Below are 26398 nucleotides of genomic sequence, written 5' to 3' on the forward strand. Positions count from 1 at the left end.
AGCTACATGCTTTCGGAAGCGGCGACAATCGGCAATTCTTTGGGAAGCTCCACACAGAAGGTGCTGCCGTCCCCGGGCTTGCTGGTGACTTGAATGCTTCCGCCATGGCGATCGACGATCTTTTTGCAGATGGCAAGGCCAATGCCGGTTCCGGCGTAATCCCCGTATCCATGCAGGCGTTTGAAAATCTCAAAGATCGTTTCGTGATATTGCGGGTCAATGCCAATGCCGTTATCGGCAACAAAGATTCGGCAAGTGTCTGGCGTTTCAGAGGCAAAAATACGGACCTGACCGTTTTTCGGGTCGCTGTATTTCAGGCCGTTCGAAACCAGATTCTGGAACAGCAACAACAATTGACTGGCATCACCCCTGACAGTTGGCAGGGATCCTTCGCGAATGATATTGCCTTCGGGGGCCGAGCCAGCGCGCTTGAAATTGGTAACGATGGCATCAAAAAGACTGTCGAGCGGCACTTGGGTGAACGGTTTGCCATGGCGACCAACCCGTGAAAGGGTCAGAAGGTCGTCAATCATCCGCTGCATCCGTTGCGTACCATCGACGGCATAGTGAATGAATTCGTCGGCCGTTTCATCCAGTTGGCCTTCATAACGGCGCGCAAGTAACTGGGTATAGCTTGAAACCATGCGCAAGGGTTCCTGCAGATCGTGCGAGGCGGCATAGGCAAACTGTTCAAGTTCGGCATTTGACCGCTCAAGTTCCTGCATCGTGCGCTGAATTTCTTTTTCATGGCGTTTGCGTTGGGAAATATCGCGCAGGGTAATGATGTAGTGATAGCGCTGGTCGGCTGAGAAATGGCTAATAGCCACTTCAAGCGGGATGTTGCGGCCACTGAGTGTGGATGCCAGAACTTCGATTACGCCGGTCCCAAGGTCGGTCAGAAGCCGGTTGGGCGGCGGCGGTGTAAGCGGCGTATGCTCGCTATCGGGCAGCAAGAAACGGATGATGTTGCGAAGCTCGGGATCGCCCGTTGGGCCGCAAAGTTCCTGTGCGCGCGCATTAAGCGGTTCAATGTTGCCATCGTCAGAGGCCACCAGAATGGCATCAACGGTATTTTGCAAAATAGCGCGTGTACGACCCTCGCTGCGCTTGGATTGCGTGACCAGATCAGCCAGTTCTGCCGCCTGCTGACGGAGAAGCCGATCACGTTGCACCGCAAGTGTGACATCACGAATGATCAACGAACACAGCGTGCCGTTCCGCTTGGTTTCGATTGGATGAACGCGAATGGATTGTTCCATCCGCTCGAAACTGGCGGCAAATTGCGGCAAGGGCCGCAGCGGCAGAGCCCCCTGATTAAGGGACGGGGAAATCACCGCCGGCATGCCGAACTTCAGGCAATCCTCGATTGCCAAACTGACCCGGCCAAGTTTTGTGCCGGGAAAGACATCGTGCAATGATTTGTCCATCACATGATCTGCATCCATGCCAGACCGGCTTTGCATCCATTGATTCCAGTGACAAATCGTGCCGTCGGGGGCAAGCGCAATCAAACCGGTATCTGCCGTATCAAGGAGTGCCGCGAAAAGGTCGGCAGCATCACTGTCACGGTTGAGATCAAAGGATGGGGTTTGATCCGTGCTTGCGGATTTCGACTTGGTCATTCACCTCACCGGCTATTCAAAGGAGTTGGCCAGAAAACGCCGCACCAACTCACGCAGCATCTGGATGGATTTGAGATCCATGACGAACAGGACATAGCCATCAATATCGTTTTGGCGCAGCATGAACTGTACATGCAAAATCATTAGAACCGGCTTGACGCCAGCTGTTGCTTCGGTCGCATCGTCTTCGAGCAAGGCGCGCGTTTCCCGCTTGCGGAATGTTGGCATGGAACAGTTGATCGGCTCACCCAAAACATTCGAAATACTGCCAAGGCAGGCATTGAGAATGATATTGCCGACCTCCATCAAGGCTTCTTGTTCAAGATCTGTCAGGGTATCCAGCGGGACGTCGACCTTCAAAAGGCTGCGCACAAGCTCCAGACTTCGCACTTCGGGAAAGACCAGCATGGCTTCCCCGGTAAAAGGCCCATGGAAGCGCTGGCTGACTGCGGAAACAATTTCGGTCGGGGCATTGGCCAGTTCGCTGTCAGAAAACCGCTCCACAAAGGAAATGGTGGGCACGGTAAGCTCAACAGGTTGTGCAACCATTTCCGAAAGCGATGATGCCGCACGGCCAACGCCAATATTGATCAGCTCGCTGATGGTATCATGTTCAAGCTCAGTAAGTTCGATCATCTGGCTGCTTCCCGCGACGCAATGTAGTCGCGAATTTTCTCTTCGGTCGGGGGTTTGGGTATGAAATCAAGTCCAAGGTTTTCGGCCATGTTCTGGATTTCCTGCTGAATATTGGCAGTCAGAAGTGCAATTACAGCATCCGGGAACTGTGCGCGCAGCTTTTCGCCAAGTTCTAGCCCGTTCATACCCGGCATGTTAAAATCAACCAGCATGTAGTCATAGGTCTTTGCACTGACCATTTCCAACGCCTTGTTTGCGTCCTCGGCCTCGTCAATTTCCCAACCTGCAAAGTTGCTGGAAATGAATGCCTTTACCAGAAGGCGAGCGAACTTGCTGTCATCAACGAGCAAAACGGATTTGGTGTTTGGCATTTTCTTCTCAATTATATGGTGCTGTGGTGCGGCTGATGTCAGCCTGACGACGCAGCGGGGCTAAAGTTCGGTTTGGATGTCGATGGATGGTCGTCGGATATAGTCGACAACATCGCCTGCTGGCAGGGGTGTTGCAATCAGGAAACCCTGAACTTCGTCACAATCGCACTCCCTTAAAAAATGCATCTGTTCATGTGTTTCGACACCTTCGGCAACGACCTTGAGGCCAAGATTATGGCCCATCGCGATGATGGTGCGTGTAATTGCCGCATCATCGGCATCAATGGTCACATCGCGAACAAAGGATCGGTCAATTTTGATCGTGTTGATCGGCAGACGCTTGAGATAGGCGAGCGACGAATAGCCAGTGCCAAAATCATCGACCGCAATTTTCAGGCCCAGATGTCGCAGTTCTTCAAGGATCGTCGCAGACTTTTTGATTTCCTGCATCATTGCTGTTTCGGTGACTTCAAGCACGATCCGCGCTGCGGGGGTGTTGGCCTCGGCAAGGATGCGTGAAATGGTTTCCGTAATGCGCCCTTCGATCAGCTGGCGTGGTGACAGATTGATGGCAATCGGGGTTGCTGGAACCGATTGTGCATCCCATTCGGCAATTTGTCGGCAGACCTCGCGGAAGACCCATTCCCCAATCTTGCCAATCAGGCCGGTTTCCTCGGCGACGGGAATAAACTGCATGGGGGAAATATACCCCCGACCCGGTTGCTTCCAGCGGATCAGTGCTTCAAGGCCGCAAACCCGGTTGGTGCGAAGATCAACTTTTGGCTGGTAATGCAGTTCGAACTGATCTTTTACCAACGCTTCACGCAGGTCGTTTTCAATGACGAGGCGCGCCATCGCGCTTTCGTTCATCGTCTTGGTAAAGAAGTGATAGGTGCCACCGCCGCCCGACTTTGCGCTGTACATCGCGGTGTCGGCATTGCGCATAAGTGCCGGGAAATCATCGCCATCAGACGGATAAAGGGCAATCCCGATTGAAGGGGTTACAAACAGGACCCGTCCATTGATGTCAAAGGAAGGCGCAAGCGCATCAAGTACTGCTTGCGACAGGATGGCGGCATCCTGGGTTTCCTTGAGCTCTGGAATAATGATCAGAAATTCGTCACCCCCCAGGCGACCGACGATTTCCTGTCGCCCGATCACGCGTTGCAGTCTAAGGGCGACCGCCCTGAGCAACAAGTCACCGACATCATGCCCCAGGCTGTCATTGATCACTTTGAAACGATCAAGATCGATAAACAGGATCGCTGTTGCGCCGCTGCGCTTGGCTGCGGAGTCTTTGTGCGTTTGCAAGGCGTCTGACAGGCTGCGTTCAAGCATGCTCCGATTGGGCAGGTTGGTCAGCGTGTCATGGTTCGCCATATAGATCAGTTGTTCTTCATAGCGTTTGCGCACAGTGATGTCGTTCAGCACTGCAGTCATCAGCGGGGTCGCGCTATCGGGGATCGGTCGCAACGCGATGGAAACATCAATTTCTTTCTGGTCCGCACGTATGATCGGCAGCGTGAAGCGTTTTTCCACCGTTCCGCTACCCTGAGCATGTGCGGCGAGTTCTTCGAGACTGTGTTCCAGAAGCGGTATGGCGTGGGGCATCAAAAATTCATGAAGCGTGCGGCCTTTGGCTGTTTCGTCACGCAACATGCCAAGGATTTCTTTGGTTGCTGCATTATGTTCGACAATGCGACCGTTCGGCGTAATGGTCAGAATGCCGTCCGCCACATTTTGGACGATGGCGCTCAGGCGGTTTTCGCGGTCACGCACTTTCTTTTGCGCCTCAAGCAAACGGTCGAGGTTTGTCGATACGCGCTCCATCAGACTGCGCATGGTCTGCAAGATCATGCCAAGTTCGTTGCGGCTATGATGGGTCGGAATATCAATGTCAGCGGAGTCGGGCTTTTCCGGGTCGATTTTGCGAAGTTGGGCCGCAATACCCAGAAGCGGTTTGGTTAAAGTCGTATAGAAAAACGCAACCAAAACCAGCCCCAGCAAAAGGTTGCGGAGTATACCGGACCACAGAACGCGCGAAGCACGGTTCAGAAAGCCATCCGCGATCAGATCGGTATCAATTTTGACACGAAGATGCCCCACAAGGCCGCTGGGGGCATCTGTCTGAAGCGCGATCTCGTATTCCTGATTCTCGCCAAACATAAGCTGGGTCAGGAAAGCGCGGTTTGAACTGCTTGGCTGTTCGACTTTGCGTGCCAGCACATTATTGAAATTGTCACGCAGTTCTGCTTCGTAGACCGGATCATATTCGAATATGCCGGAAACGACGCGGGCCGCCAACGTTTCGTCAAGCCCATAGGCGGCCTGTGTTGCAGACTCGCGCAGTGTTGCCAGAACCTGGTTCACGGTTCTGTCAATCAGGTGCTGTTCTTCGCGCAAGTCCCACATTATCTGGATGCCACTGAACAACAGGCCAATCAGCAAGGTGAGCCCGACCGCAATTCTTGCCTGTTTGACAGACAATCGGTCGCGCCATCTAAGCCGTTGTTGGTCCCGGGCTTTTTCTGGCAACCCAACCCCCGTTGATCTCGGTAATGTAACCCCTGCAAAGCAGATTATGGCTTTGTGGGGCCAAAAGCAATTCTCGGCGGGATTTAGGAACTGGAAAAGCCGCAAGAAATCTGTATGTTCTGCGCTGCACTGCAGCGTTGAGGGCGAACTCGAAGCAGGCGCCACGCAGCCTGTCAGTGCGTCGTGAAGAAAATACTACGCAAAAAATTAGGGTTTTATTGGAGTTGCACACAACAGCTGTGCGTGATAACCCAATTCCCGAGAGAGAACATGGCCGAAAGCGGGTGCAGCCGCAATCTGGCCCCGCAACCTGTACGGAGTTACACCATGACCTATGTGGTGACGGAAAACTGCATCAAGTGTAAGTATCAGGACTGCGTCGAGGTTTGCCCCGTCGATTGCTTTTATGAAGGTGAAAACTTCCTCGTGATTCACCCTGATGAATGCATTGATTGCGGTGTCTGCGAACCGGAATGCCCCGCTGAGGCGATTATTCCCGATACCGAGCCGAATCTGGATAACTGGTTGGAAATCAACCGTAAGTTTGCAGAGGTATGGCCAAATATTACCCGCAAGGGCGATGCACCTGCTGACGCTGACGAATGGAACGGCAAATCTGGCAAGGCCGAAATGCTGTCCGAAGCGCCGGGAGAAGGCGACTGATTTTCGGGCTAACTCCCGAAATTCCAAGAGATTTTAGACCCACTGGTGCTTGCCAGTGGGTTTTGTGCATGGCTGCATTGAATACGGTTCCGGGAAAATATCTGTAAACTGATGACGTGTTGTGTTATTGTTCACAATTCGCGCTAAGGGCTCGACAGGCTCGTTCCGAATTGTCGGATTTCCGTATTTGAAATTCCTGTCTGAACCGCGACTTTGCCAAAAAAGCTTGGTCGTGTGCAGCTCTTTGTGTCGCTGGTTCTGTAATGTTGCAGTTGAATGACCAGGCCTGATTTGGCCGGAAGGATGCTTGATGTCGGATAAGTTGCCGTTTGCTGTTGGCGATTATGTTGTTTACCCCGCGCACGGTGTTGGCTGTGTCGATGGCCTGGAAACCCAGGAAATTGCGGGACAGGAACTACGCCTTTATGTAATTACCTTTGATTCCAGCCGCATGACCTTGCGCGTGCCGGTGAACAAGGTTGGCAACTCTGGTCTGCGCAAGCTGTCCTCGAAAAAGCAGATGGATTCTGCGCTCATTACCCTTAAGGGCCGTGCGCGCGTAAAACGCACCATGTGGTCGCGTCGCGCGCAGGAATATGAAGCAAAGATCAATTCCGGTGACCCGGTTTCGATTGCAGAAGTTGTTCGCGACCTGCACCGCAGCGCGACCCAGCCAGAACAGTCCTTCTCTGAACGTCAGATCTACGAAGCAGCGTTCGAGCGCCTCGTTGATGAACTTGCCGCGATTGAAAAAATCGACAAGGACAAGGCGTCTGGCAAGCTTGAAAAGCTTTTGCAAAAGGCAGCCTGATTGCGAAGGCACCTTTAGACAACTATTTATAAAAACCGGCCCGCGATATACGCTTGGGCCGGTTTTGTTTTTTGTTTTGGGCAGGTTACAGCGATGAGTACAGTCTTGGCGCCGATCAAACCGGCAGAGAGAATCTGGGTCGTCGGCGCAATAAATGGTGATCATGGCGCTTTGCGTGATGTTCATCAGAAACTTGCGCAGCGCATTCAGCCGGGCGACAGGCTTGTCTATCTTGGGAACTATTGGGGTGATGGCTCGGCTGAAAATGTCATTGCCACCATCAACGAGCTTTTGCTGTTCCGTCGTTACTTCATCGCCAAGGATGGTGTTGATATCACCGACATCGCATTTCTGCGTGGCGCTGCCGAAGAAATGTTGTCCAAGCTGCAACAGATCCAGTTCGCCCCCAATCCGGGTGAAGTTTTTGAATGGATGCTGACCCGCGGAATTGCGGGTGTGGTTCGTGCCTATGGCTTTGATCCGGCCAATGTGCAACGAACGATGCATCAGGGGGCGCATGCGATTTCACAGTGGACCTCAGCATTCGGTGATGCTGTACGACGCCATGGTGGTCACAATGCGCTTCTGTCTGATCTTAAACATGCGGCCTATTCCACCGATGGCAGACTGATCTTTGTTCATGCAGGGCTTGATGGCTCCCGGCCTTTGACCAGCCAGACCGATACATTCTGGTGGGGCGGATCAATGTTCGAAGCGATTACCGAGCGCTACTACGATTGCGCGCGCATTGTGCGTGGTGCATCACAGGGGCACGCCGGGCTGCAGGAACGCGAATTCACCTTGTCCCTGGACGGTGGTGCCGGTCGGGGTGGTCAATTGATTGCTGTTGCGCTTGATACCCAAGGTGTGATCATCGAACAGATCACAAGCAGCTAATCGATTATCCGAACTGACCCAAAAGCATATTCCGGAACAGAAAAGGCAGCATTTATCATGCTGCCTTTTGTTGTTTGGGGTGGTTGGTCTTGCTGTGGGCCTAGTGGCGCACAACTTTGACCAGTGATCCAACGGCCGGGGGCTGGCCTGTGTCGAGACCGTTGATGGTTGCAAACACCTCTGCAGGAGCCTTGTCGACTTCCATGGCGTCAATAAAGGTTTGCAGGTCATATTCCGGGTTTGCGGCGCGCACCTTGATACGAAGCGGCGTGTAGATCTGTTTCTCCCGCTCTGTTAGCGGGCGGAAGCTATAGGTCGTGCGACGCAGTGGCAGATTGTAGCTGTCGGCCTGATCAAGCGGGGTGACAAACAGGAACTGATAGGCAGAACTGCGATGACGGATGACAACCACCCGCAGGCGCGCCGGGCCGGACCGGAGTGATATGTCGGCACTTCCGGTAGCGGCTTCCTGACCTTCGATATCAAGCATCTCGATGTTGCGAATGTCGACCTGCTTTGAGAACCCATTCTCGAGATAATGATCAAGACGAATGTCTTTTGCGCCCGGTGCACCTTCGAAAATGATCTGTGCACCTTTACCGTCTTTGGCGATGACTGCGGTTGGCTGGTTGGTGATGTTGAAACCGTCTGGAACCTCAAACCTGAAATCCAGCGGTACATGGACAAATTCCTGTCCCCGGACATAGCCCTGATCCGGACCATCACCATAAAGAATGCCATCAATGGCGGTCATGTAACGCACGGTGCCGCGTTCCGGGTTGGCAACGGCTGTGACGTTGGCGCTTTGATGGGCCTGTTCGATGCGATCAAGCGTACGCGGGTGGGTCGCCATGAAATCGTACTGGTCGACATCATCGGGTGATCGCCCGGCAAGCTTGGCCTGAAGCCGCGAATGGGCGCGCAGCTTTTCAAGGAAGGTCGCCATCGCATCGGGATCATATCCCGCCCGGGTGATATATCGAATGCCAAGCATGTCAGCTTCGAATTCATGCTCGCGCGAGAAGGATTTAAGATAGGCGTTTGCCCCGGTCCCGATCAACTCGCCGGCACCGTTTCCGATAGCTACCGCCAGACCGCCAGCCAGAATTTGCGTCAGGAGGCCCCGGCTATAACGCTGCGCGGAATGACGGGCAACGACATGGCCGATTTCATGGGCCAGAACACCGGCCAGTTCTGCCTCGTTCGTGGCAAGGGCAGCAAGACCACGCGTGATATACACATAACCACCGGGCAGGGCAAAGGCGTTGACAACCGGGGAATCCAGAACGGTGAAAGTAAATTTCTCGTTCGGAGTTTCCGAGACAGCAACAAGCTTCTCGCCGATCCCGGTTACATAAGATTGCAGGTCCTTTTCAGTGTATTGACCACCGAATTCCCGAACCATTTTCGGATGTTCCTGCGAGCCGATTTCTTTTTCCTGCTCGGGCGACATAAAGGCCGTAAAGCTGTCCTCGCCGGTCGCCCGGTTGGTCGAGCACCCGGCAACCGCAGTGCTCAGTGCAATCGCGGCAAGCACACCTGCAAGACGTTTGTGTGATCCGAAATTCAGCCAGCCCATTGATATCTTTCCTCGTGTCGTTTGGCCGCGTAAGCTGCCATGCATCGTAATTGCGAAACCAACCGGGAATTGGTAGCGCGTGTTTTGTGATCGTTCAATCTTTTCAGTTTCCCCGATCAAACATCAAGAATGGGGAGATTTTCGGGCCGGTTTGGTGCCAGCAAGGTACCATGCTGCAATGCTTGTCTTTGTCGGTTTGATTTGCGCCATAAACCTTTCTGCAGCGGCAAGTGAATGGCGATGCGGAAATAGCAGCATCGAGGCCATGGAAGCAGCAGAAACCGAACGTGGCGAAATCCTGGACGGTCTGCATCTGAATATTGATGCCGTCGACGCCTTTACACCAAATGGTGCGATGGACGGGCCATTTCGACTGGCAGATGTTGCCTTTGTGCCGGGGTATGAACATCAGGCAAAGGCAAGGCTGCAAGAACTAAGCAGGCAAGAGGTTCTGGTCACAGTTGCTTCTGATCGCCCCGATTTCCTTGGCCGACGGCCGGCCCGTATTGAGAGTTCCGTGGACGGCGATTGGCGCAAGGTGTTGCTGGCAGAAGGCTTGGCGATGCTTGTCCCCGATGACGGCCTTGAAATTGATAGTCTGATCAATGTCGAAGATGCGGCAATCAGAGGCAAGCTTGGGCTGTGGTCGGAACTTGGACCAGATGCGTCCTTTTACTTTGTTGCCAACGGTTCGGGAAAAAATGCAATCCCGACGGCAAGCGACGCTGTTGGCAGATTTGCCGTGATAGACGGCACGATCAAGAGCATCGAGCATCAGGAATGGCGTAGCTACCTGAATTTCGGGGCAAACTGGCGTGACGATTTCACCATCGCGTTGGACGCCTCAATGCGCGATGCCTTTGCCCGGGGCGAAGATTTTCAAAACGTCCTAAAGGGCTGGATCGGGCAAAAGGTCCGGGTCAGAGGCGTCATCGAAAATCGTGGCGGTCCCTATATCGCTTTACGCGACCCGACATGGCTATGTTTTGCCCAATAGGCGGAATTGTGCGGATATCCTAATAGGGCTTGTTCTTTTGGCGTGGTTCATGAGACTTGTTGTTCGCGCCACCACAATATTTTGCTACGAAAACAAAGAGGTCCTTCGCGTGCTCTATCCCGAAATTTCGCCCCATCAATCAGGTTGGCTTTCGCGTGACGATGGTCACGAAATCTATTGGGAAGAAGTTGGAAACCCGTCGGGTATTCCTGTCATCTTCCTGCATGGTGGTCCGGGTGCCGGAATCTCGCCCAACAGCCGTCGGTTCTTTGATCCTGAAAAGTACCGCGTGATCCTCTTCGATCAACGCGGCGCCGGAAAATCACGCCCGTTCGGCAGTCTAGAAAACAACACAACCGACCACCTGATTGGCGATATCGAAGCCCTGCGAGAAAATCGCGGTATTGATCAATGGTTGGTGTTTGGCGGCTCATGGGGCTCCACACTGGCTCTGGCATATGGTCAGGCCTGTGCGGAACGGGTTATCGGGTTTGTTTTACGCGGTATATTCCTTGGCACCGAAGCCGAAATCAAATGGTTCATGGATGGCATGGGGCGTTTCTTCCCTGAGGCAGAGCAGCGCTTTCTTGACGCTGCCGGTTTCAAGGAGAATCCCGGATTTCAGGCGCTTCTAGATCGCTATGCCGATATCTTTGCGAACAAAGATGGCGAAGAAACTGCAATTCATGCTGCGCGCGTTTGGTCGGCCTACGAAGCAACTTGTTGCACACTGTTGCCCGACGATGGCTTGGTCGAGGACTTTGAAGGTGATCAGATCGCGCTGGCATTGGCCAAGCTTGAACATCACTATTTTGTTCATCGTTGCTTCTTTGAAGAAGGCCAGTTGATTGCAAATGTGGATCGCATCGCCCATCTGCCGATCGTAATTGTGCAAGGCCGCTATGATGTGGTTTGTCCGCCGGTTTCGGCGTTGGCACTACATCAGGCATGGCCGGGGTCTGCGCTCGTGATTGTTGATGATGCTGGCCATGCAGCAAGTGAGCCCGGAATCATTCGTGAGCTTGTCCGCGCGACCGACCGGTTTGATGGGAAACATTTTGCGTAAAATAGCAATCACATAACAATGTGTTGTTGAGTTTGATTCGCCGTTGAGTAGTATAGCCTACCGATTGATCTAGTGGGGACTTGGTTAATGAAGTTGGTTTTGGGGAAGCTGCTTGCAGCTTGCGTTGTGTTTGGGCTTTGGAACACGGCACATGCGCAGCAAATTCTTGGTAATGATAACGATTCTGGGCTGCTTGAATTTTCAACCGGTATGGTTGATATCACTCAGGATGAAGAAGCAGCAGAATTTCGTGTAAACTATCGTGCGCAGCACGCAATGTTCGATGTCGCCCGTCCGATTGGCGGTGTGATGGTGACCTCTGAGGGGGCCGCTCACGGTTACGGTGGTCTTGCTGTTGATGTTCTGTGGGGCGATCACTTCGTTTCCAGTGTTTATACATCGGTTGGAGCATACCATCAGGGTAACGGCGAAGATCTTGGTCACTGGATCGAATTCCGTTCGGGGCTGGAGCTTGGCTTCCGCTTTGACAGCCATGAACGCCTGAGTCTTGGTATTTCTCACATCTCGAACGCCAGCATTGGTGACGAGAACCCGGGTACGGAAATCCTGTCTTTGACCTATTCCTTCCCGATTGATCGCCTTTTCGACTAAGGCAATCATCGATCTAGAATTTGATCAGCCGGGGGTGTTCGCGCCCCCGGCTGATTTGCGTTTGGGGCGCAGTTTTACCCGAAATGGCGGCAATATGCGTGTCGTCGCGGATTGATTGCCGTCGGATTTGCTGCTAATTGAAAGCGGCTTCTAAGCAGTGCGCCCGTAGCTCAGCAGGATAGAGCACCAGATTCCTAATCTGGGGGCCACAGGTTCGAATCCTGTCGGGCGCACCATCTTCCTCTTTTGATTTCCATGACAATGACCTTGGTTTAGCGCTTATGTTGTGCGTTGCCATTGGTCCGTGTTGCTTGAAACGCAATCCCTTCTTTCTCATATCGCTAGTAAGGGGGCTTGTTGCGATCCATGTCGTTTGGTTCCCGATAAACCGATCTGGGAGGAAGCAATGACAAACTGGATCAGGGTTCCAAGTAGTGAAGGTCAATGTGTGGCGCGCCCGGACGGGCAGGGTGCCCATAAAACCTATCAGCGTGAAGTCGGGCGTGCCGGCTTCCAGGGTCCGGCTGCGCAAATTTATCATCGCCACCCGCCGGCAGGTTGGGCGACATTCGAAGGCCCATTGCGGCCGCGCGCATTTTCCCTTGGCAAGCTTTCACCGGGACCAGCTTGTCCACTTCAGGCCCGCCGGGTTCTTCACAATGACAAGATGGAGCTAAGGTACTGGAAAACTGAAAGCAAAATGCATGCGCTTGCACGTAATGCGGATGGTGACACTTTGATGTTTGTCCATGACGGCGCGGGCGAACTGTTTTGCGACTATGGGCATCTATCCTATGGCGACGGGGACTATATTTTACTGCCACGCGGCACGGCATGGCGGATTGAGCCCAAGGAAAGCTCAGAATTCATGATGATCGAGGCAACATCAGACGCCTTCAAGCTGCCTGACCCATCCTCAGGCGGGGAAGGTGTTGTCGATCCCATGTCATTCACATTGCCGCGAATTGACGACGCCTTTATCGCCCAGCAAGACGAGGCATTCTGGGAAATTCATATCAAACGCAACGGACATGTTTCGACGCTGACCTATCCATTTAATCCGCTTGATGCGCTTGGGTGGGAAGGCGATCTTTGCGTCGTGAAGCTCAATTGGCGGGATATTGTCAAACGTCGTACCGATGGTCTCGGGTCATCGCCCGCAGCCCATTGCACCTTCGTATCTGATACCTTTTCGGTCAGCACCTTTATCCCCAAGGTTGGTGAGGGTGAATCCGGGGTGATGCGTGTGCCGTTCTATCATTCCAACGAAGATGCCGACGAGTTCATCTTTTACCATCGTGGCGAGTTCTATAGCCGCGGGGATATCAAGGCCGGGATGGCGACTTTCCATCCAAGCGGGTTTCCACATGGCCCGCATCCGAGCGCCTATCAGGACAAAATGATCAAGGCGCCTGTGGAGACGGATGAGGTGGCCATTATGATCGATAGTCGGGTATTCTTGAATGTCGATGAGACCATACCCGATGGTGCGGAATGGAAGGCATATGTAAAAACGTGGGAAAAGGCGGAAGAGACGCTATAAACACTTGATGACATTCAGCGAAAAATGGCAATTTGGTGCAGCGAGTTGTTGATGGTAATTTCGCGGAACATTGTTAATGTAGTGGTCACCTTGTCGGGGTAATCTGAACCTTCCCGAACAGGTTTGCACTGTTTAACAAGGTGTTCTTCACCCATTGCTTGCCAACGCCGGACATCCTGATCTCTGTGGGTATCAGGGTGACCGCTAGACATCAGCGTCGTTACCGGTTAACCAAAGCCAATAATGAATAAGCAAAAGTTCGTAAAATCCGTCAGTCACAAGACTCCCGAACCGCATGAGGTGTCGGAAGACCCACTGTTGTGCTTGCCCCAGACTTTTGAGTCGCGTGGCGTCAGAACCCCTTTTACGACCAAAACCTTGCGCTATGCCCGTGTTTCGATAGGCAAGGGTGGGCGCAAGATGATCATGTTGCCAGGCCTTTCGGGTGGATTGGGGACCTACGAGATGCCCCTTGATACATTGCGCGAGGTTTTTGATCTTTCGGTTCATGACCGGATGATGTTTGATCGCGTTCTTGAACTTGAAGATGTGCGTCCGCAAACCGTGCTTGAGCATAGCCGCATGGTTGGTAGTACCGGTGTTGGCGGGGTTGAGCTAGCGCGGGTCTGCATCCGCCGGAACTGGAACGAAAAGGCATCGCGTGAACTTGGCCAGATGGCGGTCTTGCATCAGGCCCTGCGCCAACTTGGCGGCAGCGCTGTCAAGGATATGAAGCGCGAAGAACTGATGACGACCGAGGGTCAAATCCGTGCCAGAAAGGCCCTGAACCGTTTTGCTTCCGAGCACAAGGTCGCTAATGATACCATCATTGATAGCCTTGGCGAGTGGAGCAAGATGATCGCCCCTGTCGGGCTTGATCTGGAGGGCTGTCAGGGACAATTGCGCGTTCTGGCCAACGAGCTTGGCAAGTTTGCCAAGGACATTGATGAATGGGCGATTTCCGAGCAGTCCGATTTCCGGTTTATGGCCGGACGGGTGGTGAGCGCAACCCGTTCCACCAGAGATCACGCGTTGAAACGCATTGACGAAGTCGATAGCTGGAATAGCGAGCTTGGCAAGGTTCTGACAGATTGGGACCGTGCCAAGAAGGATATTGGAAAAACCATCGAGTATCTTTGGTGGCTGCTTGATGGTTGGCAGGAACTGATTGATGTCTGGGAAAAGCGGTCGCTGACAGATCGTGCAAAACAGCGCGAAACGGTTGAGGAAATCGCCAGTTTTGCGCCGGTCTTGCCGTTGTCGGAAATTTCCGTTTCCGAGCAGCAGTTCTGGGTGGATGTGCGTGTCAACCAGATGCTCTGGGCCGGTGAGTTGCGTAAACTTGGTAGCGGCGAAATTGACGCCGATATGATGGATCGTCTCGAACGTTTCAGGAGACAGTCGGCATGAAGATTGAAGACGCCGGAAAACTTGGCGCTTCGCAACTTGGTCAGCTGTTTGAATCCCTCAGCAGCAACGAGATTGCCCGTTTCACGCGTGCAATCGAAAGCGACCGTGCCGATCCCAAGCTGCCCTTGCCGCACGAGACTATTTTGCAGGTTCTGCGCCCGCGCCTGGCATCGCTTAAGCCGGAACGCTATCCGACCCCGATGCGCCAGTTTTGCGATCCCTTCGAGGATTTGCTGACCTCTGATGATCCGAATGACAAAAGCATTCGGATCAGCCGATCCTCTTTGATGCCGATCTGGAAGGTGGTTGTTGAGTCCGGTGGTCCTGACTTTCAGCAGGCCATGAAGGATATCGAAAAAGCTGCGGCAACCCGTGATACCGCCAAACTGGCAATTGCTGAACGCACGCTTTGGAAGCTCGGTGCGCGCACGATTGAGGCGCAACTTGAAAACTCCCACACAGGTGTTAAGCAGGAACGTGCATTGGCGACCCGGCTGGGATCACGCGTGCATTTGTCTGCCTTCTCCGCGGTTGGAAAGATCCTGCATGTCGGTGAAGAGATCGCGCAACTCCGCGAACGCTTCCCGTCGGCGCCGATCAGGGTTCTCGACAAAAATGACGTGAAATGGTTGCGCGACCTGTTCATGTCCATTTCGAAAACCAAGCCCGGGTTCGAACCGATGTTCCTGCTTGCCGTTTTGGCGCGTCTGTTGCGCCCAAGTGAGCTGTTCAAGCTGATCCGTGTGCTCTCGACCAAGTCCGATGACCGCACGATTGAAAAAACCAACCTTGCCGAGACCGGCGACCTTATTATTGACCTGCTTGCCGAAACCGTGACCGAAATCGAACAGGGTGTCGGAACGGGCAAGGATGAGGCCTATATCCTGTCGCTTGCGCGCTGGTATGCATCCGAGTTTGTTCGCATCACGCGAGAATTCAAAATCCGCAAGGATGGCCGTTGGGGTGAGAAGTTGCTTGAAACCCGACGCCGCGTTTCGCGCGCGCTTGCCGATACGATGTTTGGCGCAACCCCTGAACGCGTGATTGATGCGCTGCCAAAGCTGGAAGCTGCGCAGGGTCCGGGGTCTGGCCGAGGCGGGCTCGCGCGGCCAATCTTTTCGCAGGAATTCGATGATGAAAAGATCCTTGCGGCCGAAAAGTCAGCAGAGGCCATTGCCGAAACGGCCCGCATTTCCGATGTTCTGGCTGCCCAGAGCTCGGCCGCCAAGGCGGTGGTAGAGCTTAAGAAAAAGCTCAATCAGATCGGGCGTGCCGGTGTCGACAGTATGCGGCGACTGACACCCGAAGAGGTGCCCAACGCGCAGCGAAACCTGATGGCAACTGTGCGCTTGCTTGAAATCGTCGATGGCCCGGATGATGCCGACGTGCTGCGTCGCCGCGGGATGAATGCACTGCGTGCATTGACAGCCGATCAGAAGGTAAGCTGACCGGGCGGGGTTACCTTAAACGGTCGTTTCCCGCGTAAGGTTCTTGACCGTATCAAGTTGATCAAGCCAGTTCATGAACGCCCGGATTCTCGGAAGCCGCGCACGGCTTTTCGGGCAACAGGCGTAATAGTGAAAAGGACTGGCCTTGGGTTGTCCGAACGGGGCAATGATCCGGCCGGTTGCCAGTTCATCGGTAATTGCAAAGGTCGGCAACAACGCCACGCCAAGTCCGGCAACAGCGGCCTGCATCGCCATGGTGAAATGTTCAAACTTCGGGCCGTTTTCCCCGTCAATATCACTGAGCCCGCTTGCAGAAAGCCAGTCGGCCCAGCCACGCGGACGGGTCGCGATATGGAGCAACGGGAAATTTCGCAAGTCTTCTGGCTGTGGTGTCCGTCCCAGATTGGCAACCAGTTGCGGGCTGCAGATCGGGACCATTTCCTCACCATGCAGGATGTGGGCATCAAGTTCAGACCACTTTCCTTCGCCAAACAGAACCGCGATATCAATCTGTTCACGATCAAAATCGGGCATCCCGATCCGCGAAATGAAATTGATCGCAATATCAGGATGTTTGGCCCGGAAGTCAGGCAATAATGGAATAAGGCAGCGTGACCCGAATGTTGGCGGCGCGGCAAGCGTGAGAACCCCGCTTTCCGATCCGCCAGACAAAAGGGTCAATGTCGCACTTTCAAGCTGATCAAGGGCCGGGCGGATGGATTGCAGATAGCTTTCGCCTTCAGGGGTTAGCACCAGTCGTTGCTTTTCACGGGCAAACAGCTTGCATCCAAGCCAGGTTTCAAGGCCCTGAATTTGGCGACTGACCGCACTTTGGGTCAGGTAAAGTTCTTCGGCGGCGCGTGATGCGCTGCCAAACCGGGCGGTCTGTTCGAAGCAACTCAATGCCTTCAGGCTGGGAATGCGACGGGCCAAATGGGTGTCCTGCTGTCGTGTGGCGAAACAAGTTTATGAGTTTTATGCATAACCTATGTCGCTTTTATCATTTGCAACTTGCGCTGCCAATTCCTAGCTTAATCACATAAGCAACTAAGCTTTTCAGGGGTAGCGTCATCTCGCCCTTCTATGGCGCTGCCCCTGCTTTCTGTACAAAAATTCATAAAAGGACCAGGCGAATGGCAAGCCGCGCACCGTTTCATTGGGAAGATCCGCTCCTGCTTGAAGAACTGTTGAGCGAAGACGAACGCATGATCCGCGATGCGGCCCGTGCATATTGTCAGGAAAACCTTCAGACCCGTGTTCTTGAAGCCAACCGTCATGAGATTTTCCATCGCGAAATCATGACCGAGATGGGTGAACTTGGTCTGCTTGGCCCGACCATCCCCGAGGAGTATGGCGGACCGGGTGTGAACCACGTTGCCTATGGTCTGGTGGCCCGCGAAGTTGAACGCGTTGATTCCGGTTATCGTTCGGCGATGTCGGTTCAAAGCTCGCTCGTCATGCATCCGATTTATGCCTATGGCAGCGAAGAACAGCGCAAGAAATATCTGCCGAAACTGGCAACCGGCGAATGGGTTGGCTGCTTTGGCCTGACCGAACCGGACCACGGTTCCGACCCGGGCGGCATGAAAACCCGTGCCCGTAAAGCCGATGGTGGTTTCACCCTGTCGGGTGCGAAAATGTGGATCACCAACAGCCCGATCGCAGACGTATTTGTCGTCTGGGCCAAGGATGACGAAGGCGTCATTCGCGGCTTCATCCTTGAAAAGGATATGAAGGGTCTGACCGCGCCGAAGATCGAAGGCAAGTTCTCGCTGCGTGCGTCGATCACGGGTGAAATCGTCATGGACAATGTCTTTGTGCCCGAAGAAAACATGCTGCCAAATGCCAAGGGCCTTGGTGGTCCGTTCGGTTGCCTGAACAAGGCGCGTTACGGCATTGCATGGGGTGCGATGGGCGCTGCTGAATTCTGCTGGCACGCTGCACGTCAGTACACGCTTGATCGCAAACAGTTCGGCCGTCCGCTTGCGGCAAATCAGCTGATCCAGCTGAAACTGGCCAACATGCAGACCGAAATCACCCTTGGCCTGCAGGGCGCGCTTCAGCTTGGCCGTTTGCTTGACGAAGGCAAAGGCGCACCAGAAGCGATTTCGCTGATGAAGCGTAACAACTGCGGCAAGGCGCTTGATATTGCTCGTGTTGCCCGTGACATGCATGGCGGGAACGGTATCGCCGATGAATACCATGTCATTCGTCATGCGATGAACCTTGAAGCGGTCAATACCTATGAAGGTACCCATGATGTTCACGCCCTGATCCTTGGCCGTGCACAGACGGGTCTTCAGGCCTTCACCGCTGAAGGCTGATCCAAAGACCTTGATCGGGCGACGGCAGAAATGTTGTCGCCCGATTTGATTCCAGCTGCTTTTTCCCAGCTGCCTTTTTCAAAGTCGATATTTCGGGATATTCAGATGACTGGCGCACTTTCCGGGCTTCGTGTTCTTGACCTTTCGCGCGTACTGGCGGGCCCGTGGGCCAGTCAGACCCTTGCCGATATGGGGGCAGAGGTCATCAAGATCGAACGTCCCGGTGCCGGCGATGATACCCGCGGCTGGGGCCCACCCTTTGCCAAGGATGCCAATGGTGAAGACACCACCGAGGCGGCCTATTACCTGACGGCAAACCGCGGCAAGAAGTCACTGACCATCGATATCACCAAACCCGAAGGGCAGGAGATCGTGCGCAATCTCGCTGCCGAAAGCGACGTGGTTCTGGAAAACTTCAAGGTTGGCGGCCTTGCCAAATACGGTCTGGATTACGCATCGCTTGCGAAGGTTAATCCCAAGATTGTCTATTGCTCGATCACCGGATTTGGTCAGGACGGCCCCTATAAGGACCGGCCGGGCTATGATTTCATGATCCAGGGCATGGGTGGATTGATGAGCATCACCGGTGCGCCTGACAGCACACCGGGTGGCCAGCCGATGAAGGTTGGTGTTGCTGTTGCTGATATCTTTACCGGGCTTTATGCAACGATTGGCATTCTGGCGGCCTTGCGTCACCGTGATGCCACGGGTGAAGGGCAATATATCGATTTGGCCCTTCTTGATGTGCAAACAGCAGTACTTGCCAATCAGGCAATGAACTATCTTGCAACCGGCAATGCACCGGGCCGTCTTGGCAATGCGCATCCCAATATCGTGCCTTACGAAGCCTTTCCGACCGCCGATGGCTATCTGATCCTGGCGGTCGGCAATGACAGCCAGTTCAAAAGTTTCTGCGCAGTGGCCGGGCTGGGTGCCTTGCCGCTTGATGAACGTTATGCCACCAATCGAAAGCGCGTTGCGAACCGTGACGAACTGGTGCCGCTGATCCGTCAGGCGATGGTTGGCAAAACCACGGATCAATGGATTGATGCGCTGGAAAAAGCCAATGTGCCGTGCGGTCCGATCAATACCCTTGATCGTGTCTTCGAAAATCCGCAGGTCAAGCATCGCGGCATCGTCAAGCAGCTTGATCATCCGACTGCTGGAATCGTTCCGACAGTTGCCAATCCGATCAAGTTCTCGAAGACACCGATTACAGATGAAAAAGCCCCGCCGATGTTGGGGCAGCACAGCGACGAAATCTTGCGCAAGGTTGCAGATCTAAGTGATGACCAGATTGCCAAACTGCGTGAGGCGGGCATCGTCTGATTTGATGTCGTGACATCATATTTGGTTCTTTTGATTGCCTTTCTGCCCCGGAAGTCCCCGTTTTACGCGCATAGTGCGGTGCACATTATTTTGTAATGTGTCTATATGACGCAATGTACACCAGTTTGGATGCCCTTTTTACGAGGATATTGCGGAACTTCTGTGAATCTCGACGCTTTTGCGACCGCTGGATTGCAAGTCTCTGTAGATTTTATATCATTTTACAAAATACAAAATCGGGGAACTGCATGTCAGACGTAGTCATTTCAGCGCGATCTGTTGGAAAAACATTCGGATCAGGCGCCGACAAGGTTACCGCACTGGATTCAGTGTCGGTGGATATCTTTCAGAACGAGTTTTTCACCATGCTGGGCCCGTCGGGCTGCGGCAAAACGACTTTGCTGCGCCTTATTGGCGGGTTTGAGCAGGCGACCTCCGGCCAGATCCTGCTTGAAGGCAAGGCACTGAATGATCTGCCGCCATTCAAGCGCCCGATCAATACGGTGTTCCAGTCCTATGCCCTGTTCCCGCATCTGACGGTCAAACAGAACATCACCTTTGGTCTGGAAATGCAGGGCACAAGCCGCAAGCAGGCCGATGGCCGGGCAGAAGAGATGCTCGAACTGGTGCGGTTGGAAGAATATGGTGATCGTGTCCCAAGCCAGCTTTCCGGTGGTCAGCAACAGCGTATCGCACTGGCGCGTGCTCTTGCACCTGCACCAAAGGTTCTGCTGCTTGATGAGCCGTTGTCCGCGCTTGATTTGAAATTGCGCAAGGAAATGCAGGTCGAACTCAAACGCCTGCAGACGGAAACCGGGATTACCTTCGTATTCGTCACCCACGATCAGGAAGAAGCCCTGGCGATGTCGGACCGGATTGCCGTTATGAAATCTGGTGAAATTCTTCAGATCGGCGCGCCGCGCGAGATTTACGAAGCACCGACCCATCGCTTTGTTGCGGACTTTATCGGCGACAGTAACTTCCTCGTCGGTGAACTTGTCGAAGGCGGGGCAGGCGAACGTGCCGTCAAACTTGCCGGCGGCAGCGTCATCGCACTTTCGCAGGATGTATCGGATCAACGCAAAGGGGCGGTGACGGTATCGGTTCGTCCGGAACGCCTGGGACTGATCGCAGGAAATGATGCCAATGCCGATCAACTGACCGGCACGGTTTCCACGGTGATCTATTTCGGAACGGACACCACCTATCAGATTGATCTTGGCAATGATGCCCGGCTGACGGTCCGCATGCAAAACGGTGCAGGCGCCAAGGCCGACTTTGCCGAGGGTGACCGTGTGGCCATCACCATGTCGCCCGATGCCGTTCGGGTACTGGCAGATTGATCATGGGCAACTTAATACGATCCAAACGATTTTGGTTGGTCGCGCCCGCGGTGGTCTATATCGGGTTCTTCATGGCCGTGCCGCTGTTGCAGATGGCCTATGTTTCGATGCTCGAACGGGGCGATTATGGCGGGGTGAACTGGGGCGTGTTCTCGATGGATGCGTATATCAGTTTCATCTTTGAACGCGACCTTATGGACAATCTGGTGGTCAATACCGACTACCTGGAGATTTTTGCCCGTTCCTTTGGTCTATCGGCAATGACGACGGTCTTTGCCCTTTTGCTGGGCTTCCCTACAGCGTTTTACATCTCAACCCAACCACAAAGCCGCCGCAACTTCCTGATCTTTCTGGTCACAATCCCGTTTTGGACCAACATTCTGGTGCGGAACTATGCGTGGATGCTGTTGCTGCGCAATGGCGGCCTGATTGATGGGGCGCTGAACTGGATGGGGATTGAAACCGGTGGGCTTGATGTTCTTTACACGCCGTACGCAGTTTCCATCGGTCTGACTTATACCTACCTTCCGTTCATGGTTCTGCCGATCTATGCCAGCCTTGAAAAGCTTGACCATCGACTGGTCGAGGCCGCCTTTGACCTTGGTGCGGACAAACGTCGTGCCATGAGCCGCGTGATCCTGCCGCTTGCGGCACCGGGAATTGCGGCGGGTAGTATCCTTGTCTTCATTCCGTGTCTTGGTGCCTATGTAACGCCGGAACTTCTTGGCGGTGGCAAATTCATGATGATTGCCAACCTGATCGGCAGCCAATTCGGTGCAGCACGTAACTGGCCGCTTGGGGCAGGGCTTGGCTTTGTGCTTCTGGCGCTCGTCCTGATCTCGATGATGGTCTATTCGTTCAAGTTCAAATCATTGCCGGAGGAAAGCCGATGAAAGTCGATGCTTCCAACCCGCTGTGGCGTTTCCGCGGGATCACCTCAACGGCAATGTTTTTCTTTGCCTATCTTTACCTGCCGATTGTTGTTCTGATCGCGCTTTCGTTTAATGAAAACCGTCTGGCGACGATCTGGACCGGCTTTACCATGGACTGGTATGTCACGGCCCTTTCCAACGATGACATGCTGCGTGCGGCGCAAAACTCTATCGTTGTTGCGATTTCGGCCACGGTTCTGGCCACCATTGCGGCCACTCTTGCTGCGATGGGCATGTCACGCGGACGGTTCAAGGGCGAGGCAGGCGTTTCAGCCATGCTGGTCCTGCCACTGCTGGTGCCCGAAATTGTCACCGCGATTGCCACCCTTCTGTTCTTTGTCGCGTTGGGGATCAAGCTTGGGCTTCTGACCGTGATCATTGCCCATACGGTCTTTTGCATTCCGTTCGCCTATCTGCCGATCCGTGCACGGCTGGAGGGCATGGACCCCGCATTGGTCGAGGCGGCAAATGATTTGTATGCCAACGACTGGAAAGCCTTCCGGCGGGTGACGTTGCCGTTGCTGTGGCCGGGGATTTTGTCGGGCGCGATGTTGTCCTTCATCATCTCGCTCGATGACTTTGTTATTTCCTATTTCGTTGGCGGTGCCGGGGCCACGACCCTGCCAATCTATATTTTCGGGATGATCCGGATCGGGATCACGCCCGAAGTGAATGCTGTCTCTGCCATGATGTTGATTGTCTCAATCGTGTTTGTCAGCATCTCGTTCATGATTGATCGTATTCGCTACTAGCAAATTCCAAACGGGATGGCGGGTTCACCGGACGGGCCGGCCATCCGAATAACAAAACAATGCACCGTCCTAATTTGGGAGTCTCACGATGAAACTACGTTCCGTACTTCTGGGAGCATCCGCGATCGCCTTTTTGTCGGCTGGTTCAGCGCAGGCAGCTGGCGATCTGTTCTTCTATAACTGGTCGAACTATTTCCCGCCTGAACTGATGGAAAAGTTCGAGGAAGAAACCGGCATCAAGGTGACCCTTGATGTGTATGATTCCAACGAAACCATGCTGGCAAAGCTTCAGGCCGGCGCATCGGGCTATGACATTGCTGTCGCGTCCGACTACATGGTTGATGTGATGATCAAGGAAGGTCTGGCAACCAAGTTCGATGCCAAAAGCCTTGAAAACTTCAGCAATGTTGCCAAGCCGCACGACACTATGAAATACGATCCGGAGCGCGAATACTCCGTGACCTATCTGTGGGGTACCACCGGCTTCACCTATGACGCGGCTGTTGTCGATGGCGAGCTTGAAAACAGCTGGAAAGAATTCTTCGAACCGCGCGAAGAGTTCCGTGGCAAGATCGGTGCGCTGAACGACGAAGTCGAAATGTTCAATGCAGCGTCCTACTATGCGGGCGTTGAAAAATGCACCGAAGACCCGGAACAGGCACAGAAGGTTCTTGATGTTCTGTTGAAACAGAAACCCTACATTGCTGTCTACAGTTCTGAAGGCACTATCGACCGTATGTCGGCCCGTGAAGTCCAGATGCACATGCAGTGGAACGGTGCAGCACACCGTACCAAGGAAAGTATTCCGGAAGCTGTCTTTGTCTATCCGAAGGAAGGTTTGACCTACTGGGCTGACCACTTTGTCATTCCCGATGGCGCGCCGAACCTTGAAAACGCCAAGACCTTCATCAACTGGATGATGCAGCCGGAAAACGCCGCTGCTGCGTCGAACTATGCCGGTTATATGAACTCGATCAAGGGCACTGGCGAATTCATGGATCCGTCGCTGACGTCCGACCCGGCCGTGAACATGCCGGAAGAATACGCAGACCTTCTGATTCCGTCTCAGAACTGCTCGGTCAAGGCGCGTGATCTTCGCAACCGTGTCTGGACCAAACTTAAAAACTAAGTCTGGCTCCGCTCAGGACTGAAATGATCCGGCTGTCGTCTGATGGCCGGATCATGCTATTTTGCGCACACCACCATTTTGATTTCCAGGAACGCTGATCATGACTTCGCCGGCATCCTTCCCCGAATATGTAACGCTTGCCTTATGGGCGACGAACCTTGGACGACCGATGGCTGGCTTGGCCGGATGGGCCGATCATATCGATGCCAAGATGGCCGAGGCCGCCAAACAAGGTGCCAAGATTTTCGTGCTGCCGGAATATGCCAGCGAACAATGGTTGGCCTTCAAACCCGATGGGCTGCAAACGGCTCAGGAAATCGCCTGGATGGCGGACCTTGCGCCCGAGGCGCGTAAATACGCCGCGAAGCTTGCCAAAAAGCATGACATGCTTTTGGTTGCGGGCAGCATGCCCTGGCATATTGATCCGGAAAACCCGGCAGCCGGGCAAACCAACAGTGCGATGATCTTCACCCCCGAAGGCGATGCCATCATTCAGGACAAGCTGTCGCTTACCCCCGGGGAACAAGAGCCGGAAAACTGGAACCTGACACCGGGCAAGGCATTCAATGTGATCAAGTGGCGGGGCCTGAATGTTGCCGTGCTGATCTGTCTTGATATTGAAATGCCGGCCTTGTCCTGCGTTCTTGCGCCGCTTGATATTGATTTGTTGCTCGTCCCGTCGATGACCCTGACGCCATCGGGCTATAACCGCGTGTTCGGTTGTGCGAAGGCGCGGGCTGTCGAACTTATGACGGTGGTTGCGGCTTGCGGCACCACGGGTGCGGCAGTCAACACCACCAACAATCCGACCAACTATTCGGGCTGTTCGGTCTATACCCCGTGTGAACCGCAATTGGGCCATACTGGTCGCTTTGCCGAAACAGAGCCGACCTACGATGACGGTGCCGATGGCGAACTGCTGATTTCCAAGGACGTGCCGGTTGGTCTGATCCGGAACCTGCGAAATGGCGAAGCCGAAGTCTGGCCGGGTGGCTGGACCGCAGGCCATGTTTCGGTCGTCAGGAACGGCTGAACCCGGCCTTGATAGAATAAAAAATCCCCCCGGAGGATGAAGAACTTCCGGGGGGATTTTTGTTTGGCGGAATGCCTACGACGTCAGAATGTCAGATGACTGCATGCGGGCAACGCCTGCTGTTTCCATTGCAGCCCATGCCGCTTCAAGCGACCCGTTCAGGTCAATCGCCCGACAGGCATCCTCGATCACCGATACATTCAGTTCAGCCTTGCGCGCATCCTGTGCCGACCAGCTCACACAAAAATCGGTGGCAAGACCGCAAACATAAACGTTCTTAAGCCCGCGTTCCTGCATGTAGCCGGTGAGACCGGTTTTGGTTTCGCCGTCTGCTTCCACAAAGGTGGAATAGCTGTCGACTTCACTATGATAGCCCTTGCGGATGATCAGTTGCGCATGCGGGATGTCAAGGCCAGCGGCAAGCTTGGCATCGTCCGATCCCTGAACACAATGATCAGGCCACAAGACCTGTGTGCCGTAATCAAGCTCGATGGTCTCAAACGGGGCTTTGCCTTCGTGGCTGGATGCAAAGGATGCATGGCCCGGCGTATGCCAGTCCTGGGTGAAAATGACATTTTCGAACTGCTGACCAAGTTTGTTGATCAGCGGGATAATCTGGTCGCCGTCACTGACCGGCAAGGTACCACCCGGCAGGAAGCAGTTCTGGACATCAATGACCAGAAGCACATCTTCCTTGCTCTTGCCGATCACGCCCGAAGCAAGTGCTGTACGAACAGATCCAAATAGGGATGCAGATGCAAGTGATCCTGCACCAATGACGCCAAGTCCGGTAAGGAACCGGCGACGATTCAGGGAATAAGAGGAATTGTTCAAGATCGCCTTCCTGATATGGATGACCGGCGCGTCTGTTATGGTTCTTTTGCGCGGCCACTTGTTATAAGGGCTTGAACGTTCCTCTGATTTGATCAGGATTGGACGAGAACGCATGAAAGTCAAGCGGCACTCGCGGGTGCCAGTCCGACAGGGAAATCCCATCGGACGCAAGATCAGGATCAGGAGCAAGACCGAAGATGAAAATTGCGGTAATGGGTGCCGGGGCCGTTGGGTGTTACTACGGGGCGATGCTGGCCCGTGCGGGGCATGACGTTACCCTGATCGGGCGTCCCGGCCATGTCGATGCCATGAACCGGGATGGCTTGCTCCTCGATTTCGGTTCATCGCAGGAATATGTCACCGTGACGGGGAATACCGATGCCGCCGGTGTTGCCGGTTCGGATATGATCCTGTTTTGCGTTAAGTCCACCGACACCGTTGAGGCCGGCGAACAGATCAAGCCATTCATCTCTGCCAACACGATTGTGCTTAGCCTGCAGAACGGTGTGGATAACGCCGAAAGGCTTGGTGG

The 26398-nt window shown here is 54.0% G+C and carries 24 protein-coding genes and 1 tRNA gene; 18 read left to right on the top strand and 7 right to left on the bottom strand.

The genetic code is table 11. The features are described 5' to 3' along the window. Positions 1-2: 2 nt before the first annotated feature. Genes B2R48_RS15940 through B2R48_RS15955 form a run of 4 tightly spaced genes read right to left on the bottom strand, consistent with a single transcriptional unit; the run spans position 3 to position 5116 of the window. A complete protein-coding gene (locus B2R48_RS15940) occupies positions 3-1622 on the bottom strand; it encodes an ATP-binding protein (RefSeq protein WP_297002405.1) in 1620 nt (539 codons plus the stop codon). Positions 1623-1634: 12 nt separating this feature from the next. Continuing rightward, positions 1635-2258: a chemotaxis protein CheC gene (locus tag B2R48_RS15945; RefSeq protein ID WP_062956619.1), complete on the bottom strand. Its 624-nt coding sequence runs from the start codon at positions 2256-2258 to the stop codon at positions 1635-1637. Next, positions 2255-2629 carry a response regulator transcription factor gene (locus tag B2R48_RS15950; RefSeq protein ID WP_297002409.1) on the bottom strand — a complete coding sequence of 125 codons (375 nt, stop codon included), beginning with the start codon at positions 2627-2629 and terminating at the stop codon, positions 2255-2257. Before B2R48_RS15950 ends, B2R48_RS15945 begins: the two co-directional genes overlap by 4 nt. A 60-nt stretch (positions 2630-2689) precedes the next feature. After that, positions 2690-5116, bottom strand: a complete 2427-nt coding sequence (locus B2R48_RS15955; RefSeq protein ID WP_297002411.1) for a putative bifunctional diguanylate cyclase/phosphodiesterase — start codon at positions 5114-5116, stop codon at positions 2690-2692. Between the two features lie 375 nt (positions 5117-5491). On the opposite strand from B2R48_RS15955, the gene fdxA reads away from it, so the two are divergent. From fdxA to B2R48_RS15970, 3 genes are all read left to right on the top strand, one after another. After that, positions 5492-5827: a ferredoxin FdxA gene (fdxA, locus tag B2R48_RS15960; RefSeq protein ID WP_062956616.1), complete on the top strand. Its 336-nt coding sequence runs from the start codon at positions 5492-5494 to the stop codon at positions 5825-5827. A gap of 310 nt (positions 5828-6137) precedes the next feature. Continuing rightward, positions 6138-6638: a CarD family transcriptional regulator gene (locus B2R48_RS15965; RefSeq protein ID WP_062956615.1), complete on the top strand. Its 501-nt coding sequence runs from the start codon at positions 6138-6140 to the stop codon at positions 6636-6638. A 93-nt stretch (positions 6639-6731) separates the two neighbouring features. Beyond that, positions 6732-7535 carry a hypothetical protein gene (locus tag B2R48_RS15970; RefSeq protein WP_297002416.1) on the top strand — a complete coding sequence of 268 codons (804 nt, stop codon included), beginning with the start codon at positions 6732-6734 and terminating at the stop codon, positions 7533-7535. Positions 7536-7635: 100 nt separating this feature from the next. Here B2R48_RS15970 and B2R48_RS15975 read toward each other — a convergent pair whose 3' ends face one another. Then, on the bottom strand, positions 7636-9114 hold the full coding sequence (locus tag B2R48_RS15975) for a M48 family metalloprotease (protein WP_297002419.1): 1479 nt from the start codon (positions 9112-9114) through the stop codon (positions 7636-7638). Between the two features lie 265 nt (positions 9115-9379). On the opposite strand from B2R48_RS15975, the gene B2R48_RS15980 reads away from it, so the two are divergent. From B2R48_RS15980 to B2R48_RS16010, 7 genes are all read left to right on the top strand, one after another. Then, a complete protein-coding gene (locus tag B2R48_RS15980) occupies positions 9380-10111 on the top strand; it encodes a hypothetical protein (RefSeq protein ID WP_297002422.1) in 732 nt (243 codons plus the stop codon). Between the two features lie 109 nt (positions 10112-10220). Beyond that, the gene (gene pip / locus B2R48_RS15985; RefSeq protein ID WP_297002424.1) at positions 10221-11177 is read left to right on the top strand and encodes a prolyl aminopeptidase; all 957 of its coding nucleotides are present in this window, start codon (positions 10221-10223) and stop codon (positions 11175-11177) included. Between the two features lie 87 nt (positions 11178-11264). Beyond that, positions 11265-11789: an acyloxyacyl hydrolase gene (locus tag B2R48_RS15990; protein ID WP_062956611.1), complete on the top strand. Its 525-nt coding sequence runs from the start codon at positions 11265-11267 to the stop codon at positions 11787-11789. Positions 11790-11948: 159 nt separating this feature from the next. After that, positions 11949-12025 (top strand) — tRNA-Arg (locus B2R48_RS15995). Positions 12026-12195: 170 nt separating this feature from the next. After that, positions 12196-13332 (top strand): homogentisate 1,2-dioxygenase, encoded by a 1137-nt coding sequence (locus B2R48_RS16000; RefSeq protein WP_297002427.1) that lies wholly within the window; start codon positions 12196-12198, stop codon positions 13330-13332. A gap of 420 nt (positions 13333-13752) precedes the next feature. Next, positions 13753-14742 (top strand): hypothetical protein, encoded by a 990-nt coding sequence (locus B2R48_RS16005; protein ID WP_297002430.1) that lies wholly within the window; start codon positions 13753-13755, stop codon positions 14740-14742. Beyond that, positions 14739-16190 (top strand): hypothetical protein, encoded by a 1452-nt coding sequence (locus tag B2R48_RS16010; protein ID WP_297002433.1) that lies wholly within the window; start codon positions 14739-14741, stop codon positions 16188-16190. The genes B2R48_RS16005 and B2R48_RS16010 overlap by 4 nt, the downstream gene beginning before the upstream one ends. 15 nt (positions 16191-16205) lie before the next feature. Here B2R48_RS16010 and gcvA read toward each other — a convergent pair whose 3' ends face one another. After that, positions 16206-17123 carry a transcriptional regulator GcvA gene (gene gcvA, locus B2R48_RS16015; protein ID WP_062956547.1) on the bottom strand — a complete coding sequence of 306 codons (918 nt, stop codon included), beginning with the start codon at positions 17121-17123 and terminating at the stop codon, positions 16206-16208. A gap of 200 nt (positions 17124-17323) precedes the next feature. Between gcvA and B2R48_RS16020 the strand changes: the two genes are divergently transcribed. From B2R48_RS16020 to B2R48_RS16050, 7 genes are all read left to right on the top strand, one after another. Continuing rightward, a complete protein-coding gene (locus B2R48_RS16020; protein WP_062956546.1) occupies positions 17324-18514 on the top strand; it encodes an acyl-CoA dehydrogenase in 1191 nt (396 codons plus the stop codon). Between the two features lie 105 nt (positions 18515-18619). Beyond that, on the top strand, positions 18620-19843 hold the full coding sequence (locus tag B2R48_RS16025) for a CaiB/BaiF CoA transferase family protein (RefSeq protein ID WP_297002438.1): 1224 nt from the start codon (positions 18620-18622) through the stop codon (positions 19841-19843). 248 nt (positions 19844-20091) lie between these two features. Beyond that, on the top strand, positions 20092-21186 hold the full coding sequence (locus B2R48_RS16030) for an ABC transporter ATP-binding protein (protein ID WP_297002441.1): 1095 nt from the start codon (positions 20092-20094) through the stop codon (positions 21184-21186). A 2-nt stretch (positions 21187-21188) separates the two neighbouring features. Next, a complete protein-coding gene (locus tag B2R48_RS16035; RefSeq protein ID WP_062956543.1) occupies positions 21189-22079 on the top strand; it encodes an ABC transporter permease in 891 nt (296 codons plus the stop codon). Beyond that, a complete protein-coding gene (locus B2R48_RS16040; RefSeq protein WP_062956542.1) occupies positions 22076-22870 on the top strand; it encodes an ABC transporter permease in 795 nt (264 codons plus the stop codon). Before B2R48_RS16035 ends, B2R48_RS16040 begins: the two co-directional genes overlap by 4 nt. A gap of 88 nt (positions 22871-22958) precedes the next feature. Then, a complete protein-coding gene (locus B2R48_RS16045) occupies positions 22959-23999 on the top strand; it encodes an extracellular solute-binding protein (protein ID WP_297002446.1) in 1041 nt (346 codons plus the stop codon). A 100-nt stretch (positions 24000-24099) separates the two neighbouring features. Then, complete coding sequence (locus tag B2R48_RS16050; protein WP_297002449.1) at positions 24100-25032, top strand: nitrilase-related carbon-nitrogen hydrolase; 933 nt, start codon at positions 24100-24102, stop codon at positions 25030-25032. Positions 25033-25107: 75 nt separating this feature from the next. On the opposite strand, the gene B2R48_RS16055 is transcribed toward B2R48_RS16050, so the two are convergent. Further along, entirely contained in the window at positions 25108-25866 is a 759-nt protein-coding gene (locus tag B2R48_RS16055) for a nicotinamidase (RefSeq protein ID WP_249742023.1), read from the bottom strand. A 197-nt stretch (positions 25867-26063) separates the two neighbouring features. On the opposite strand from B2R48_RS16055, the gene B2R48_RS16060 reads away from it, so the two are divergent. Then, positions 26064-26398, top strand: a 335-nt coding sequence (locus B2R48_RS16060) for a ketopantoate reductase family protein (protein ID WP_297002455.1), incomplete at its 3' end; no start/stop codon positions are given.

It is taken from the genome of Thalassospira sp. UBA848 (assembly GCF_002295455.1).
Classification (GTDB): domain Bacteria; phylum Pseudomonadota; class Alphaproteobacteria; order Rhodospirillales; family Thalassospiraceae; genus Thalassospira.

What these genes read in the sequence shown, in the direction of transcription:
- B2R48_RS15990 (WP_062956611.1), top strand. Translation starts at nt 11,265, where the DNA reads ATGAAGTTGGTTTTGGGGAAGCTGCTTGCAGCTTGCGTTGTGTTTGGG.
- B2R48_RS16025 (WP_297002438.1), top strand. Translation starts at nt 18,620, where the DNA reads ATGACTGGCGCACTTTCCGGGCTTCGTGTTCTTGACCTTTCGCGCGTA.
- B2R48_RS15940 (WP_297002405.1), bottom strand. Translation starts at nt 1,622, where the DNA reads ATGACCAAGTCGAAATCCGCAAGCACGGATCAAACCCCATCCTTTGAT.
- B2R48_RS16030 (WP_297002441.1), top strand. Translation starts at nt 20,092, where the DNA reads ATGTCAGACGTAGTCATTTCAGCGCGATCTGTTGGAAAAACATTCGGA.
- B2R48_RS16000 (WP_297002427.1), top strand. Translation starts at nt 12,196, where the DNA reads ATGACAAACTGGATCAGGGTTCCAAGTAGTGAAGGTCAATGTGTGGCG.
- B2R48_RS15950 (WP_297002409.1), bottom strand. Translation starts at nt 2,629, where the DNA reads ATGCCAAACACCAAATCCGTTTTGCTCGTTGATGACAGCAAGTTCGCT.
- B2R48_RS15970 (WP_297002416.1), top strand. Translation starts at nt 6,732, where the DNA reads ATGAGTACAGTCTTGGCGCCGATCAAACCGGCAGAGAGAATCTGGGTC.
- B2R48_RS16045 (WP_297002446.1), top strand. Translation starts at nt 22,959, where the DNA reads ATGAAACTACGTTCCGTACTTCTGGGAGCATCCGCGATCGCCTTTTTG.
- fdxA (WP_062956616.1), top strand. Translation starts at nt 5,492, where the DNA reads ATGACCTATGTGGTGACGGAAAACTGCATCAAGTGTAAGTATCAGGAC.
- B2R48_RS16040 (WP_062956542.1), top strand. Translation starts at nt 22,076, where the DNA reads ATGAAAGTCGATGCTTCCAACCCGCTGTGGCGTTTCCGCGGGATCACC.
- B2R48_RS16020 (WP_062956546.1), top strand. Translation starts at nt 17,324, where the DNA reads ATGGCAAGCCGCGCACCGTTTCATTGGGAAGATCCGCTCCTGCTTGAA.
- B2R48_RS16050 (WP_297002449.1), top strand. Translation starts at nt 24,100, where the DNA reads ATGACTTCGCCGGCATCCTTCCCCGAATATGTAACGCTTGCCTTATGG.
- B2R48_RS16010 (WP_297002433.1), top strand. Translation starts at nt 14,739, where the DNA reads ATGAAGATTGAAGACGCCGGAAAACTTGGCGCTTCGCAACTTGGTCAG.
- B2R48_RS15975 (WP_297002419.1), bottom strand. Translation starts at nt 9,114, where the DNA reads ATGGGCTGGCTGAATTTCGGATCACACAAACGTCTTGCAGGTGTGCTT.
- B2R48_RS15980 (WP_297002422.1), top strand. Translation starts at nt 9,380, where the DNA reads ATGGAAGCAGCAGAAACCGAACGTGGCGAAATCCTGGACGGTCTGCAT.
- B2R48_RS15945 (WP_062956619.1), bottom strand. Translation starts at nt 2,258, where the DNA reads ATGATCGAACTTACTGAGCTTGAACATGATACCATCAGCGAGCTGATC.
- B2R48_RS16035 (WP_062956543.1), top strand. Translation starts at nt 21,189, where the DNA reads ATGGGCAACTTAATACGATCCAAACGATTTTGGTTGGTCGCGCCCGCG.
- B2R48_RS15965 (WP_062956615.1), top strand. Translation starts at nt 6,138, where the DNA reads ATGTCGGATAAGTTGCCGTTTGCTGTTGGCGATTATGTTGTTTACCCC.
- B2R48_RS16005 (WP_297002430.1), top strand. Translation starts at nt 13,753, where the DNA reads ATGATCATGTTGCCAGGCCTTTCGGGTGGATTGGGGACCTACGAGATG.